Genomic DNA, 15,037 nt, shown 5'->3' on the forward strand with positions numbered 1-15,037 from the left:
CATCTTCTCATGTCAAATGACATAGCGCGTTGGAAGACGCTGAAATCAGATATCGTTTTTGATCACAAGTGGTACACCTTACGGCGCGACCATGTAGAGCTGCCTACTGGTCAAGTACTCGACGACTACTTTGTCAGCGTGCGGCGCAACGTAGCACTCACCTTTGCCCTAACCGATGACAACCATGTGTTATTTGTGCGGCAGTACAAGCATGCAGCTGGCGAGATACTGATTGAGTTGCCCGGTGGCGTTATCGATGAGGGCGAAAACTTGCCCATCGAGGCTGCCAAACGTGAACTGCTGGAGGAAACTGGCTACGCGCCAGAAAGCATCGAGCAAGTGTTGGAAGTGATGGATAACCCTACGAAAGACACGAATCGTATTTACTTCTTTCTGGCGCGCAACGCCCGCCAAGTGGCTGCGCAAGATCTTGACGAAACTGAGAACATCGAAGTGCTACGCGTGCCACTTGCCGAAGTAGAGGAAATGGTGCTCAACGGGCAGATTCGCGTCGCGGGCTCGGTGGCGCTGTGCTTGTTAGCCCTGCGTAAGTTGCAGTAAAAGGCCTTTTTCTGATTTATTGATAGCCTAGGCTAGCTCCTGAAACGCAGGAACTAGCCTAGGCTATTTTGCGCAAAGCTGTTTCAAGGCAATTGCTGTTATGCAAACTCAACCGACGCTAAAAGCAGCATTAAGCGACTCAAGCTCTAGCTGAACAGTAACTGTTCTGACCCGGAAGCGTTGAACAGGGAAGTGCGAAGTAGACCGGCAGGCCTGCCTGGCACGATTGCACAACCAGATCTACCAAGCAAATGGCAACCAAATTAAAACCACTCAATCAGCAGACGATTGTTATTACCGGTGCCACCAGTGGCATCGGCTTGGCCACGGCCAAAGGGGCCGCCAAGAAAGGCGCCAACGTGGTGCTGGCCGCTCGTAGCGGCGAAGACCTAGACCGCATAGCGGAAGAAATCCGCAGCAACGGCGGCAAGGTCGCTGTTGTCGTGGCTGATGTGGGGAATGTTGAGGACATTGAACGCATTTCCCAAACCGCGAAAACGCAGTTCGGCGGCTTCGATACGTGGGTTAACGACGCAGCCGCTTCCATCTGGGGGCGCCTAGAGGAGGTGACGCACGAAGACAGCCGCCGCATGTTCGACACTAACTTTTGGGGCGTTGTATACGGTTCTTTAGAAGCTGTAAAACATCTGAAACAACACGGTGGCGCGCTTATTAACCTAGGGAGCGTGGCTTCGGACATTGCCTTCCCTTTGCAGGGCATGTATTCGGCCAGCAAGCACGCTATCAAGGGCTTCACCGATGCATTGCGTATTGAGTTGGAAGAGGAGAAAGCGCCAGTTTCGGTGACGCTCATCAAGCCGTCGGCTATCAATACGCCTTTTCCGCAGCATGCCAAAAACTACATGGATAAGGAGCCGAAGCTGCCGCCACCCGTGTACCAACCAGAGGAAGTGGCCGTGGCCATTTTGCACGCCGCAGCTCATCCCGAGCGTGACATTTATATTGGTGGGGGTGGGAAAATGATGAGCAGCTTGAATAAAAACGTACCAAGCTTCATGGACTTTGTCAATGAGAAGGTAACGATGAAGCTGCAAGCCCGAGACGAGGCACCACGCAACCCCGCTGGCTCGCTTCACCAACCTAGCTACGATGGCCATGTGCGTGGTGACCACCCTGGCTACGTGATGAGCAAGAGCCTGTACACCCGCGCCACCATTCACCCAGTTCTGGCCGGGGTTGCCATGGCAGCTGTGCTTGGCACAACGGTGCTGGCTTTGCAGAACGGTAAAGACGGCAAAAGCAAGCAATAGAAGCTAGCTTATTGATGAAAACACAAACGGCTGTCGTTCCTAGTTCGGAATGACAGCCGTTTGTGTTTTAGGTTAGTTGGCAAAAAGACGGTAAGAGCGCACCACGGCACGCTCCTAGTCAACAAGGCGCTGGGCAGCACTCATAGCCTAGGCGAGCCGACACCAAACACGCCATAGCGCTGGTTCTACGACTTAATAATGGCCAACGCCAGGTCGGCTCGGATGGGTGGCAGGTCGATAGTTAGGCTGTTGTCGAAGGTTTCTGCATGCAACTGACCTAGCTCCTTACCGGCTAGTGTATCCCATAAATGGACAACGTACCTTCCAGCGTGTAGGCCGGGTACGGTCAACTGAACAGGAACGGGTTTCGCGTTTTTCATGATGGTGCCTGGCCGCTTAGTCGTGCTGTCTTGCCGCAAGAGCCACACCACGGCTTGCTCGGCGTCGCCGCAGGCGAACTTAGCAAAAGCAGCGGTCGAAAGCTGCAACTCCTGGTTGAGGTTGCGCCGCCGAAACCGCGACCAGTCAATCAGGTTGACAAAGCTAGCTAGGCGGCGCTGGGCGGCGCGCATACCGTGGGTCAGCACATGGGGGTGACGGTTTGGCCAACGCATGCCCCCACCAGCGGCGCCCGAAGCTAGGTGTGCCCATTGCATATGGCGAAAATACTCGTCATCGAACGGTGCCGGCAGGGTGCGGCGACGATCCTTGAAGGTGTGAATCGGGCCGTGTTCACTATCGAAGAAGGGCCTAGGTATGTGCAAGTGGTCTAGCGCTTCGCGCACCAGCGCACCGGTGCAAATAGCCGAGCTAATGGTATCCTTAGGGTTGTCGATAGTAGCTGCGTCGTAGAAGTGAGTCGAGGCGAAGTCTAGCTGCGGATGCCGAAAGATGACGTCCGTTACGCCCGGATGGTCGTGCAGCACGGGGCCGAATAAGGACACGGTTTGGGGGTGCGTGCGGCCGTGACATTGCATCTCCACCGCTCGCAAGTGGCTGCTGATTTCGCTGATGAAGTCGTAGAACGCGGCGGTGCTGTTGCCAGCGTGGTTTGGGTGAATTTCGTTCCACAGGTCCCAGGCAAATAGTGCCCCGCTGCCGCCCCAGCGTTCGGTGGCAAAGGTCAGCCGGTTCTTAATGGCGGCTAGGGTAGCAGGGCACAGCAGCCACCGCCGCCGGTCGGAACATGGGCCGCCGTTGGCTTGGTTGTACGGGTGTTTATGCCAGCGAATCCACATCCAGAATGTGTCGTAGGGCGTAAGTAGCACGCGCATGCCGTACTGCTCGCAGAGGGCAAACAGGTCGTCCCAGAGGCGTACCATATTCGGCTGAAACTGCCCTGCTGGCCGCTCGAGGTAGCGATTTTCGGTTTGGCAGTACTCTAGCATAAAACGCAAGCAGTTCACCCCATGGCCCGCGAGCCAAGCGAGGTGTCCTTCCACGGCCGCCAGGTTTTTGCGTCGGAATAAACCGGCAAAGTCCGGCCAGGTAATGGCGTCGTTCTGCCCGATGGGCGTCCAGTTTTGGCCTTCTTCGGTGATAAAGTACGGCGCGTCGGGCGCCACTTGAATCCAGGGTAAGCTCGCTTTGGGGAGTGGGGTTTTGGTTATGGGTGCTTTTACGGCGTCAAGCAGTTGCATTGTAAAGAAAAAATAGGGTAGGAACACGCGCTACGGCGCGTTCGTGGTCTGCACCAACTAAGCAAACTTGCCCAGTTTATTGTGCAACGACGAACGCGCCGTGGTACGTTCCTGTGGTGCTTTATGCCGTTTTTTGGCGCCGCCCTTCCAGAATGCGAAAGAAGGAACGGGTGTTAATTTCTTCCTTGGTAAGCCCTGTGGCTACAATTTCTTCTTCCGTGATGGCGCCGCAGTTCAGCGCTTTCAGGAAGAAGTTGAGTAATCCCTGGCCCGTAGCCGCGTCGTCGAAAATGTCGCCGGTGAGGGTGGAAATGGCGGCGCGCTCCACGAAGGTTTTAAGGCGAAACACGGCGTCGTCGTAGCTGCTCAGGAAGAAGTTGTAGGTGGCGGCGTAGCGCATGGGCAGTTGAGCCGGGTTCAGGTCCCAGCCTTGGTAGAGGCCGTTGATGAGTGAGTGGGTGGTATGGTGAAATCCCTGGCGCCACGCGTTGTGCACCGAGTCGCGGTTTTCCTTTTGCTGCTCGAAGCTGAGGTGCTCACCCCGGTGCGGACCAATGGGCATCACGTTGGTAGCGCCGTCGGAGAGGAAGATGCCGGTGCCGCCGAGGGCCACTTTGGTCATGTGGTGGGCGAAGTCGCAGACGGGGTGCGCCATGGTCTGGTACTTGGCCGTGATGCCCGCCGAGGCCGTGTAGTCGTAGGTGCCAAAGTGCGCGGCAATGCACCGGCCTTCACTCGCCCGAATGATGCGCATAAGTGGATTGCGGCCTTCCTCATCCATGATGATTTGGGTGGCTTCCACCATCGTCTCCATGCGCAAGGTGCCCGGAGCTAGGTTGTTGGCTTTCTCCAGCAGCTCAAACAGGCGCACCATCGTAGTCATCTGCTCCGGAATAGTCACTTTGGGCAGCATCACCACGAAGTTGTTAGGCAGCTTGCCGCCGGTTTTCTCCAAGAGCGTGGTCAGGAAGATATCGAGCGTACGCACGCCGCGGGCCTTCAAATCCTCCGTGAACGGTTTGATACGAATGCCGATAAAAGGAGAGAGGGTACCGTTCTGCATGCCCACGGCCACTTCGCTAGCGGCTTGCACGGCGGTGGCATCTTCCTCCGCGTCGGGGCGGTTGCCGAAGCCATCTTCGAAGTCAATGCGGAAGTCTTCGACCGGCTCCGTCTTGAGCTTCTTCACCATCTTATTATAGACTGAATAAGCTAGCCACGCGTGCTCTTTTTTACGCTCCGCTTCGGTCATCGCGTCGAGCCGGGCGGCTAGGTCGGCAATGTCTTTTTCTAGCGTCGGCAGGTGCTCGTAGTTCTTGAGTTGCAGCACCCTAGCTAGCTCCGCGAAGTTGGGCGCGTAGGTGCGGAGGTTGTTCAGGGCAATATCGCCCATCCGCACGCAGGTGTCGGCCTTGAACAGATTGGCTCCGCCGTACACGGTGTGCACGGGTTGGCGGTCGGGCTTATCGCCGGGATAGGTTTGCTGGAATTTAAGGTTGGCAACGCCTAATTGATCTAGAAGTTGTTCTTTATCAGAATCTTGTATGCTGAGCTTCATGCGGAGGGAGGAATGTAGAGACGCAATAGCTTGCGTCTTCTCGTTGCTGATGTTGTTTACCTAGGTTACCCTAGGTCGGTTGGGTCAACGTGGAGGCTCCAACTAGTGTGTCTCTACCTTGTTCAGGAGCCGCGGTAGGTAGAGTAGCCGAAGGGGTTCAACAATAAAGGCACGTGGTAGTGCTCTTGCGTCTGAACCGAGAAGATAATTTCCACGAGAGGGTAAAATGTGTTCGTCCCTAGCTGATCGAAGTATGCCTGCGTGAGAAATTTTAGCTTATAGGTGCCAAAGGCAAGGAGCTGTTCTTTGGGTAAAAGGTCTGTGATGCGGCCATCTTGGTTGGTAGTGCCGCGGGCTAGCTCTTGCCAGGTGTCTTCGTGCTGGCTGTATAGAATGATGGAAACGCCTTGCGCCGGTTTGCCGCGGGTTGTATCCAGAATGTGGGTGGTGAGTTGGCTCATGCGGCTAGCAATTTCTCCAGACGAATTTGAGTGATTTTGGCTTGCTCGCCCATCGCAATCTTGATTTCCTCCGTGGGCGAGTTTAGCAGCCTAGCTTGCAACAAGGCTAGCATTTCTGCCGCCGACTTGCCCGTGGCACACACAATGAAGATGTAGCCGAACTTCTCCTCGTAGGCTCGGTTGCCTTCGGCGAGGTCCTCCAGCACTTGTTGAGACGCTTGCTGCACGGCACCTTGCTCGCCAGAGGCCCAAGCGCGGGTGCTGGCAAACTTTTCTTTTAAGGAGTTGATATCGCCAATTTTGGGGTGGTGGGTAAAGGCTTCGAGCCAGTCACTTTCGCCTAGGTTGTACCAAATGTCGCGGGCTTGGGTAAACAGGGTGTGTTCATCTGCTACGGGGAAGATCTGGCACATGTCTTCTATCCAGGCCATGGCGCCGCAGCATTTGCCGAGGGTAAGCGCTAGGGTGGGTTTGTCGAGTCGGTTGAGTTCGGCGAGGGTCATTGTTCTTCAGCTACACCACCGTCGGGAAGCGGTTGACGTTCTTGTAGTAGATGTATACCGAAGGCTCTTTGCCCATGGTCGTGGCCCACTGCTGGCAGTAAGGCGCCATCCAGATCGAGTCGCCCTTCTTGACGGGGTACCACTCCTGATCGAGCATGTACACGGCTTGGCCTTGCAGATAAAGCAAGCCGTGCTCCATGATGTGCGTTTCGACCATGGGCAGGTGACCACCTAGGTCGTAGGTGAAGATGTTCACGGCCATGTCGAAACCTAGCTCGTTCGGCAGCAGCTCCTGGATGCGCAAGGCCTCGTCGTTCATGAAAATGGGGGCTTTGCTATCATCCTTCTCACCAAAAACGACACCCGGCACGGCGTAGCCTTCCAGTGGCTCATATACTTTGTGGAAGGTGAGAAGCTGGGTACCTTCCGTAGGGTTTTGAAACAAGTATTCCTTTCCGACTGGCACGTATATAAACTGGTTCTGCGTCAGCGTCTTTTGCTCGCCCGATACGTTCACTTCAATCTGGCCTTCCACCACGTAGAAGAAGATTTGCGAAGCTAGGGTCTTGCCTTCCAGCCGGCCGCCGTCGCGCAGGCTGATGATGGTCTGGGACAGGCGTGCACCCATCTGCTCGTTGATGATAACGTTGACGGTGCAGTTAGTCCAGCCAGGTACGTTGCTGTTGACGTAGCCATCTGGGGCAATGACGGCGTGGTTGCGCTTGACAACGGAACGAGTGAGAGCGGAAATTTCCATGAAATAAGATAGCAGAGGAATGTCATTCTGAGGTAAACAAGGAATCTGAGCACATGACCTAGGTCGGTAAATCAGTTTCTTCGCTTAGCTCGGAACGACAATTAAAAGGAAATGACTGAGGAAAGAAAGCGGTCGACCACCTGCAGGGTGGCGGCAAGGTCGCGCTCCTCCACGTTCTCCAGCGGATTGTGACTGATGCCTTTAAAGCAACGCACAAATAGCATCGTAGCGCGCGATACGGCCGAAATGGGTACCGCATCGTGGCCAGCCCCGCTCACCAATGGCACAACTTCGTAGCCGGATTCGGTAATGGCCTGGGCGAGCAGGTTGTTCAGGCCAGCGTCGCACGTGATAGGGGCGGTGTACTGGATGAGGTCCCAATGCAGGCCTAGGTTGCGGCGGCGTGCAATGGCTTCAGTTTGGGCACGCAACGCGTCGTAGGCGGAAGCTAGGCGGGTGGGGTCGGCGCTACGCAGGTCGAGGCTGCACGTCACCTCGCCGGGAATCACGTTGCTGGCGGCGTTGCGTATGTCGAGCTTGCCCACGGTGGCAACAATAGTTTCCTTGTGCACGAGGCCAAAGTGCTCCACCGCCAGTACAAACTCCGCTACGCCAGCCAAGGCATCTTGGCGCATATTCATGGGCACGGTGCCCGCGTGGCCGGCCATGCCCCGGAACGTGACTTCTACGCGCTGCTGCCCGGCAATAGCCGTGACCACCGCTACCGGAATATCCCGCTCCCAGAGTACCGGCCCTTGCTCGATGTGCACCTCAAAGTACCCGAGCCAATCGGCCGCCGGCATAGCGTCGGAAGCTAGCTGCTCGACGTTGCCACCCATGGTGGTGATGGCGTCCGCGAGTGTTATGCCCTTGGCATCTCGTCGGTGCAGCAAGCTTTGGTCAAAGGCGCCGGTCACCACTTTGCTACCTAGGTAGGTGGTATGATAGCGCACGCCTTCCTCGTCGCTGAAGGCAATCAGCTCGATGTGAAAGGGTAGCTGGGCTTGCTGCTGCACTAGCTGCTCCAGCATATCCAGCCCGAGTAGCACCCCGAGCGGACCGTCGAATTTGCCCGCATTCACCACCGTATCGATATGGGAAGCCAGCACGAAGGTCTTGGCCGCAGGGTTCGGGCTCACGAATCGGGCGCGCAGGTTGCCGATGCTGTCGACGCGCACGGCTAAGCCGGCGGCTTCCATCCAGCGTTGCACCAGGGCGCGGCCAGCTAGAAATGCCGGTGTGCCGAAAGTGCGCGTCACACCCTGCTCGTTTTCGCTGATGGTAGCTAGCTCTTGAATGCGCTGCATGATGCGCGCGGCACGGGTTTCGTAGGTATTCACTTCGTATTTAGGTATAGGTGCTGGTTCGCGCAGCGGGCGCTGAGTTGTTCAACGGGCTGCTGCGCGAACTGACGCCAGCGGCTAACGGGTAATGATTTCGCCTTGGTGGAGCTGCGCGAATGTCGGGCGTTGGTACACAGACTTGCCTTTCAAAAAGGTATGCTCCACCACACCGCGTAGCTCCTGACCAATATAAGGCGACACATTGTGTTTGTGGTGAATCAGGTCGGCCGTTACCCGAAAGGATTGATTGGCATTTAGCACAACGAGGTCCGCATCATAACCTTTCGCGATTTTGCCTTTGCAGTGCGCTTGCCCGATCAGCTTCGCTGGGTTCTCGCTCAGCCACCGCGCTAGGTCGGAAAGGGTGGCGCCGCGTGGCTGGGCGGCCGTCCAGAGCACGGGCAAGGCGAGCTGTAAGGAGGCAATACCGCCCCAGGCCGTCGTGAAGTCGCCGCTTTCGAGCTGTTTCAAATCGGGCGGCGCAGGGGAGTGGTCGGTAGCTACAAAGTCGATGATGCCGGCTTGCAGGGCATCCCAGAGCTGGTCGTTGTTGGCCCTCTCCCGAATCGGTGGGGCGCACTTGAATTGCGTTTGGCCATCCTGGATGTCTTCGGCGCTGAAGAAAAGATAATGTTGGCCCGTTTCGACCGTGAGTGGCAAGCCGTTGGCTTTGGCAGCAGCAATCGGCGCAATGGAATTAGATGATGATAAGTGCACAATATGCGTAGGGCAGTTGTACTCCTCGCACAGCCGAATCATGAGAGCCACGGCTTCGTCTTCCCAGCTTTTTGGTCGGGAAGCTAGGTAGTTCTGGTAGGAGCGTTTGTCGCTAAGCTTCCAGGTGTTATCATCCGTGGTTAGTTCGCAGTGCACCAGCAGCGGCAAGCCATGCCGCGCTAGGATGGGCATCACTTGCCGCAAGTCTTGCTCGGTGGCGTTCGGGAAATCGTCGATGCCGGAGTGCGTCAGGAAGGCTTTGAAACCAAGCACGCCGCGGGCAATCAGCCCTTCCACTTCGCCCGCATTGCCAGGCACGATGCCGCCCCAAAAACCACAATTAGTGTGCAGTTGCCCGCGCGTGGCAGCTAGCTTTTGCTCCAGATTCGCCACGGAAGTTGTCACGGGGGCCGAGTTCAGGGGCATGTCCACGAGCGTGGTGAGGCCGCCGGCCAAAGCGGCGCGGGTGGCCGTGTTAAAGCCTTCCCACTCGGTGCGGCCCGGCTCGTTGATGTGCACGTGCGGGTCGATGACGCCGGGTAGCAGAGCGAGGTCTTGCACGTCGAGCACGGGACAATCCACTACCGTGTCGATGGGCATTACATCCGCAATGCGGCCGTCTGCTAGTAGAACCAAGGCTGCTTGCAAACCCGTTGGCGTGATCGTGCGCGTACTTTTTATGGCTAATTCGGGCATGTGGTGTGCGGTTTTTCTCTAGATTGTAAGCCTCGCCTCAAAAGAAAGCTGAACAAGATGAATATAAAATTGGGAACCAATGCCTACGGCAAAAACGCGGTCAACCTGTCCAAAATCATCCGGCACGCCGACCACCACGAGTTTCGCCAGGTGTCGGTGAATGTGGCCTTGGAGGGCGACTTTGACACCGCGCACACCCTCGGCGACAATGCTAAGATTTTACCCACCGATACCCAAAAAAATACGGTGTATGTGCTAGCCAAAGAGCATTTCACCAACACCATTGAGGAGTTTGGCCTTCACCTAGCGAATCATTTCATCAGTAATAACCCACAGGTCAGCAAAGCCAGAATTGAGATTCTTGAGCACACCTGGCAGCGCATGGCTTTCGACGGAGCGGCGCACACGCATTCTTTCACCGGCGGCAGCACCGAAAAGCGCCGTACCCTTATCACGCAAACAGCCGCTGGCGCGCAGGTTTCTTCCGGTCTGCAAGATTTATTGCTCCTAAAAACGACTGACTCCGGCTTTGAGAATTACATCAAAGATCAATACACGGTCTTGAAAGAAACCTCCGACCGCATCCTAGCCACCAAGTGCGAGGCCACGTGGGAGTATACTACCACCGACCTTGATTTTGAAGCCACCTACCACAAGATCCGCACGTCGCTGCTCCACACGTTTGCCCATCACAAGAGCCTTTCGGTGCAGCAAACCCTGTATGCTATCGGTGAGCAAATTCTACTGGCAAATGACGTGGTGAAGGAAGTTAGCCTCATCATGCCTAATAAGCACCACATTCCCTTCAACCTAGAGCAGTTTGGGATGGAAAACAAGAATGAGGTTTTTATGGCCACGGATGAGCCGTTTGGCTACATCACCGGCACGGTGGTGCGGGAGTAAATGTGTTACTGTTTTTCCTCGCAAGGCTTGGGAGGACAAGCAACCTAGGACTTCAACGCCCCTAGCACGCGTTTGATGAGGTCGTTGGGGCTGCCGTTGTGCCAGCGCCACACAATGACAATGTCGTGCGTGGGGTCAACCCAAATGGTGTTCGAACCGGCACCTAGGGCCGCAAAGCTATTGGCCGGTGCATCGGGCCAGGCTTTCTGAGTGGTGTTGAGCCACCACAAATAGCCATAGTCAGGACCGACGGGGCCTGGTAGGGTGGCTTGCTTGATCCAGTTGGAGGACACAATTTGTTTCTTCCCCCAGCGGCCTTGCCGCAGTATCAGGTAGCCGAACCTAGCTTCGTCGCGGGCGTTGATCCACAGGCCGCCGCCCCAACGTGTGCCGCCGCTTACCGAGGGGAGTTGCTTTCCGTCAACCGTCGCCACGGCATTAGGGTAAGGCACCCAGCGCCAGGAGTTTGAAGCGCCAATGGGATCCATGATTTCGGTTTTTAACACGTCGGGCAAGGGGCGTTTCCATAGCCGCAGCAGCGACAGAGCTAGGCGGTTGATGCGCACGTCATTATACTCGTAGTAGGTGCCCGGCGCTTGGAGGGCGCGTGGCTTCCGCTCGCCTTTGCCAAAAGCTTCGTGGCCAATGAAGTTGGCGTTTTTGCCCCACAGCTCACCTTCCCACTCGCTAGTTTGGCGTGCATGATATTCCCAGGTCACCTTACGGTTTTGCTCCGAATCGTAGCCGCCGTCGTGAATATAGTTGGCCACCGGCTCCTGGATGTTCTTGATCATGCCGCGGTCAATCGTCAGGCCGAGAATGGTAGACAGAACGCTCTTGGCGGCGCTATAAGTTGGGTCGGCCTGCTGGGTGTCACCCCACTCGGCCACGATGTAGCCGTGCCGCAGAATCAGGCCGTTCGTGGCGGCGCGACTCGTAGGCATGGGTCCGAGCAGTTTCCCGAAAATCTCCTCCTGGGTGGAGAAGTTGGGCGTCATTTGAGTTGTTTCCTGTGTTTTAGCGAAGGCCACAGCCTCAGCCAAACGAGCAGAATCGAAGCCAGCCACCGTTGGATGTTGGTGCTTCCAGCTAGCATCAGCACCAGGATAGTAAGGTTTGGAACTAGCGGTATCGGGGGAAGCAGCCGGGCGCGTGCAGGCCGCCAGCACCGGAAACAAGAGAATTAGTAAAGATTTACGAAGCATAAAAGGCGCATGTAGCGCAGACTTTGTAGTCCGCGCCTGGCAATATAAGAGAACAAGACGCAAGCACGAATTACAAAATCCGCGCTTGCGCCTTGTTCTTTACTGCAATGATCTGCGCGGCAATGCTGATGGCTATTTCTTCTGGCGTCTGGCTTTTGATGGGCAAGCCCACCGGCGCGTGCAGTCGTTCCAGTTGCTCCGGCGGAATCCCTTCAGCCCGGTAGTCACCTAGCATCTTCTCGATCTTCTTTTTACTGCCGAGCACGCCCAAAAACGATACGTTTTTACTGAGCAAAGCCCGGAGCGCCACGTCGTCGGTGCGGTAGCCAAAGGTCATGATCACCACGTATTGGCCGTCGCCTTCGGGCACCAGCGAAGCTAGGTCGCTGTAGCTGCTCACAACGTTTTTGGCGTGCGTATAAGCGTTGGTTAAGAAGGTATTAAGCGCAGGTCGATCTTCGTAGAGCTGAATATGAAAGTCGAGTGTATGCATAAGGCGGGCAAACGCTAGCGCACAGTGCCCACCGCCAATGATGTGCAACTGATTCTGATACCCTAGCTTTTCCCGGTAGAGCCAGCCTTCCGCCGACTCCTGCGTAAAGCCGTAATCTGCCTGCCCTGGCTTTTGATTCCGTTCAAAAGCTAGCCCGGTTGTGGGCGCTAAGGTGAGTACGCCGGCTTGCTCGTGTTCCAAAGCAGCTACAATCTGTTGCACAGCGTCAGCATCAGACGGCTGCACTGGGTAAAGCAGAATGGTTTGCTCGCCGGAGCAGATCATGCCGCTCTGATCTTTCGGGGCGGTTTTGTTGTGAATCTGGCGGTGCAAGCTAGGTGGCAAAGCTGGTTGCGCGAGCCGTTCGCGGGCGAGCTGCACCAGCTTGTGCTCCATGATACCGCCTCCAATGGAGCCCTGCATGTCGCCCGCCGCATTCACCGCCATTATGAAGCCCTGCCGGCCCGGACTGCTGCCAGCACTCTGCACCACGTACAGCAGCACCGCTGGCTCGCCCCGCCGCAGACTTTCGCTAAGAAGTTGCCACGTGGCTAAGGCTCTTTTCATGCAAGGTAGTAGCGCCCGCGCTCGACGGCGGATACAGGCCCAGCAACACCTTTTCCGGAGTCATGGGAGCGTCGAAGGCGAGGGGAGAAGCAGGGTTGAAGGCTTTGATAGCGTTGCGCAGGGCGAAATACGTCCCGATGCCGTACATAAACGGCGGCTCGCCCACCGCCTTGGAGCGCAGAATAGCTAGGTTGTCTTTGTCGGTGTCCAGTGCGTTGATGGCTATTTCCTTGGGCACTGAGTAGATATCCGGGATCTTATAAGTCGATAAGGTATTGGAGCGCAAGCGGCCCGTTTGGTCGTAGATCAGCTCCTCTAGCGTCATCCAACCGATGCCTTGCACTATGCCACCTTCAATTTGCCCACGGTCGATAGTAGGGTTCATGCTGTGGCCGAAGTCGTGCACCACCTTCACTGCATCTACGGTGTACGTGCCGCGCACGCAGTCGACGGTGGCAACGGTGATGGCCGTGCCATAGACGTGGTAAGCAAACGGGTGCCCCTTCTCAGTCTTCTTGTCGAAGTGCACCTCTGGGGTGGCGTAGTGCGCGTGCTCCGAGAGGCTAACGCGCTTCAGGAAAGCCGCTGTGACCAGCTTTTTCCAGTCTAGCACCGTTGGCTGGCCGTGCAGCAGCACTTGTTCGTTCTTCAGCTCAATAGCAGTTTCGGGCACTTGCAGCTCCTCCGCAGCTACGCGTTTCAGTCGTTCTACGATGGCATCACAGGCAAGCTGCACAGCTTTACCGTTGAGGTCGGCGGTGGCGCTGGCGGCAGAAGGCGAGGTGTTAGCAATGCGATTGGTGCTGGTGGTTTGCATGCGCACCTTTGCCGGGCTGATCGAGAATACCTGCGCGGCTACCTGCAACATCTTGGTATTCACGCCCTGGCCCATTTCTACGGCTCCGGTGCTCACCTTCACGCTGCCGTCGTAATAGACGTGCACCAAGGCCCTCGCTTGGTTCATGGAGGTGTTGGTGAAGGAAATGCCAAAACAGATTGGCATGAACGACAAGCCCTTCTTAAACAGAGTGTTGTTGGCGTTAAAGTGTTGTACCTCTTGCCGCAATTTTTCCACCTCGTACAGGCTTTCTGCCTTATGCCAGCAGGCGTGCGCCTCGCTCACCGCTTTTTGTCCAAACGGAAATTCGTCGCCGGTGTTATTCAGGTTTTTCTTTTGAATGATGCAGGCATCAATCCCTAGCTCCTCGGCCACTTTGGCAATAGCCGACTCCATTACAAATTTAGCTTGCGGTCCGCCGAAGCCCCGGAAAGCGGTATTTGGTGGCAAGTGCGTACGGCAGCTGTAAGCCGTGGCGCGCACATTCGGGATAAAGTAGGTGCTGGTGGTGTGAAACAGCGTGCGCTCCATAATGGCCGGCGAAAGGTCGGCCGCGGCCCCAGCGTTCTGGTAGAAGTCTACCTCGTAGGCTAGGATGTTCAGGTCTTTATCTAGCCCGATTTTGAAGTCAGAAGAATACGGGTGACGCTTGCCGGTCATCTGCATGTCTTCGAGGCGGTCGAGCACGTACTTCACAGGCTTACCTAGGTGATGTGCGGCTAGGGCGCACAGCGCCACCCAGGCGTTGGCCTGGTCTTCCTTGCCACCAAAGCCGCCGCCCAAGCGAATTACATCAACTTCCACCTGGTGCATAGGCACGCCGAGCACCCGTGCCGCCGTACGCTGACTGGCCGTGGGGCTCTGCGTGGAAGAGTAAATTTTTAACTCCCCATTCTCCTGCGGAATGGCATAGGCACACTGCGTTTCGATGTATAGGTGCTCCTGCCCGTTGCTATCAGCCGAGCCTTCCACCACGTATTCGCACTGGTCCCAGGTGAGCTCGGGGGCACCTAGCTTAAAAGTGCGGGGCGGCACAATGAGTTCCCCTTGCGCGTGTGCCACGCGCGGATCAGTAATTACTGGTAGCGGCGTAATGTCGACCTTAATCTTGCGCACGGCAGCGCGCGCGGCATGATCCGAAGTGGCGACCACGAAGGCGATGGGCATTCCGCAAAAGTCCACCTCGTGGTCGGCTAGCAGCGGCTCATCGGGAATAATGCCGCCAATCTGGTTTTCGCCGGTAATATCTTGGTGCGTGAAGATGCGCACTACGCCTGGCTGCTGCAGCGCTTCACCTAGGTGCAGTTGCTCAATGTGCCCATGGGCGATGGGCGAAACGAACGCCGCGCCAAACAACGTTCCGGCGACCAGCAGAATATCGTCCAAGTAGAGCGACTGCCCCTTGACGTGGTTGCTGGAATCTATGTTCTTCATATGCTGCTGAAATCGAAGGGTAAGGGCACCCACTGGTGTCTCAATCGTTGCCAGTGTTGTTTGCCTTGCGTGTATTGCGCTGTTGTCGCT

At 56.4% G+C, this 15,037-nt stretch carries 13 protein-coding genes; 3 read left to right on the forward strand and 10 right to left on the reverse strand.

Translation table 11 applies throughout. The features are described 5' to 3' along the window. The first annotated feature begins 9 nt into the window (after nucleotides 1-9). On the forward strand, nucleotides 10-561 hold the full coding sequence (locus BXP70_RS07510) for an NUDIX hydrolase (protein WP_086593420.1): 552 nt from the start codon (nucleotides 10-12) through the stop codon (nucleotides 559-561). Nucleotides 562-812: 251 nt separating this feature from the next. Further along, nucleotides 813-1,832, forward strand: a complete 1,020-nt coding sequence (locus BXP70_RS07515; protein WP_086593421.1) for an SDR family oxidoreductase — start codon at nucleotides 813-815, stop codon at nucleotides 1,830-1,832. A 185-nt stretch (nucleotides 1,833-2,017) separates the two neighbouring features. Here BXP70_RS07515 and BXP70_RS07520 read toward each other — a convergent pair whose 3' ends face one another. The 7 genes from BXP70_RS07520 to allB all read right to left on the reverse strand — a co-directional run bounded on the left by BXP70_RS07520 (nucleotide 2,018) and on the right by allB (nucleotide 9,507). Beyond that, a complete protein-coding gene (locus BXP70_RS07520) occupies nucleotides 2,018-3,472 on the reverse strand; it encodes a glycoside hydrolase 5 family protein (protein WP_245849553.1) in 1,455 nt (484 codons plus the stop codon). 121 nt (nucleotides 3,473-3,593) lie between these two features. Beyond that, nucleotides 3,594-5,030 carry a DUF6986 family protein gene (locus BXP70_RS07525; protein WP_086593422.1) on the reverse strand — a complete coding sequence of 479 codons (1,437 nt, stop codon included), beginning with the start codon at nucleotides 5,028-5,030 and terminating at the stop codon, nucleotides 3,594-3,596. Nucleotides 5,031-5,152: 122 nt separating this feature from the next. Continuing rightward, nucleotides 5,153-5,491: a hydroxyisourate hydrolase gene (gene uraH, locus BXP70_RS07530; protein ID WP_086593423.1), complete on the reverse strand. Its 339-nt coding sequence runs from the start codon at nucleotides 5,489-5,491 to the stop codon at nucleotides 5,153-5,155. Then, on the reverse strand, nucleotides 5,488-5,994 hold the full coding sequence (gene uraD, locus BXP70_RS07535) for a 2-oxo-4-hydroxy-4-carboxy-5-ureidoimidazoline decarboxylase (protein WP_086593424.1): 507 nt from the start codon (nucleotides 5,992-5,994) through the stop codon (nucleotides 5,488-5,490). The genes uraH and uraD overlap by 4 nt, the downstream gene beginning before the upstream one ends. A 10-nt stretch (nucleotides 5,995-6,004) precedes the next feature. Beyond that, the gene (gene allE / locus BXP70_RS07540; protein WP_086593425.1) at nucleotides 6,005-6,751 is read right to left on the reverse strand and encodes a (S)-ureidoglycine aminohydrolase; all 747 of its coding nucleotides are present in this window, start codon (nucleotides 6,749-6,751) and stop codon (nucleotides 6,005-6,007) included. 101 nt (nucleotides 6,752-6,852) lie between these two features. After that, nucleotides 6,853-8,091, reverse strand: coding sequence for an allantoate amidohydrolase (locus tag BXP70_RS07545; RefSeq protein WP_086593426.1), 1,239 nt, complete (start codon nucleotides 8,089-8,091; stop codon nucleotides 6,853-6,855). A gap of 81 nt (nucleotides 8,092-8,172) precedes the next feature. Next, nucleotides 8,173-9,507 (reverse strand): allantoinase AllB, encoded by a 1,335-nt coding sequence (gene allB / locus BXP70_RS07550; RefSeq protein ID WP_086593427.1) that lies wholly within the window; start codon nucleotides 9,505-9,507, stop codon nucleotides 8,173-8,175. Between the two features lie 57 nt (nucleotides 9,508-9,564). Here allB and pucL point away from each other — a divergent pair, with 57 nt between their 5' ends. Continuing rightward, complete coding sequence (pucL, locus tag BXP70_RS07555) at nucleotides 9,565-10,410, forward strand: factor-independent urate hydroxylase (protein WP_086593428.1); 846 nt, start codon at nucleotides 9,565-9,567, stop codon at nucleotides 10,408-10,410. A gap of 44 nt (nucleotides 10,411-10,454) precedes the next feature. Here the strand turns inward: pucL and BXP70_RS07560 are convergent, their stop codons facing one another. From BXP70_RS07560 to BXP70_RS07570, 3 genes are all read right to left on the reverse strand, one after another. Further along, nucleotides 10,455-11,615 carry a serine hydrolase domain-containing protein gene (locus BXP70_RS07560; protein ID WP_086593429.1) on the reverse strand — a complete coding sequence of 387 codons (1,161 nt, stop codon included), beginning with the start codon at nucleotides 11,613-11,615 and terminating at the stop codon, nucleotides 10,455-10,457. A gap of 70 nt (nucleotides 11,616-11,685) precedes the next feature. Then, nucleotides 11,686-12,675 (reverse strand): XdhC family protein, encoded by a 990-nt coding sequence (locus BXP70_RS07565; protein WP_086593430.1) that lies wholly within the window; start codon nucleotides 12,673-12,675, stop codon nucleotides 11,686-11,688. Beyond that, nucleotides 12,641-14,947, reverse strand: a complete 2,307-nt coding sequence (locus tag BXP70_RS07570) for a xanthine dehydrogenase molybdopterin binding subunit (RefSeq protein ID WP_086593431.1) — start codon at nucleotides 14,945-14,947, stop codon at nucleotides 12,641-12,643. Before BXP70_RS07570 ends, BXP70_RS07565 begins: the two co-directional genes overlap by 35 nt. Nucleotides 14,948-15,037: the final 90 nt, after the last annotated feature.

Origin of the sequence: Hymenobacter crusticola (genome assembly GCF_002154225.1) — a bacterium.
Classification (GTDB): domain Bacteria; phylum Bacteroidota; class Bacteroidia; order Cytophagales; family Hymenobacteraceae; genus Hymenobacter; species Hymenobacter crusticola.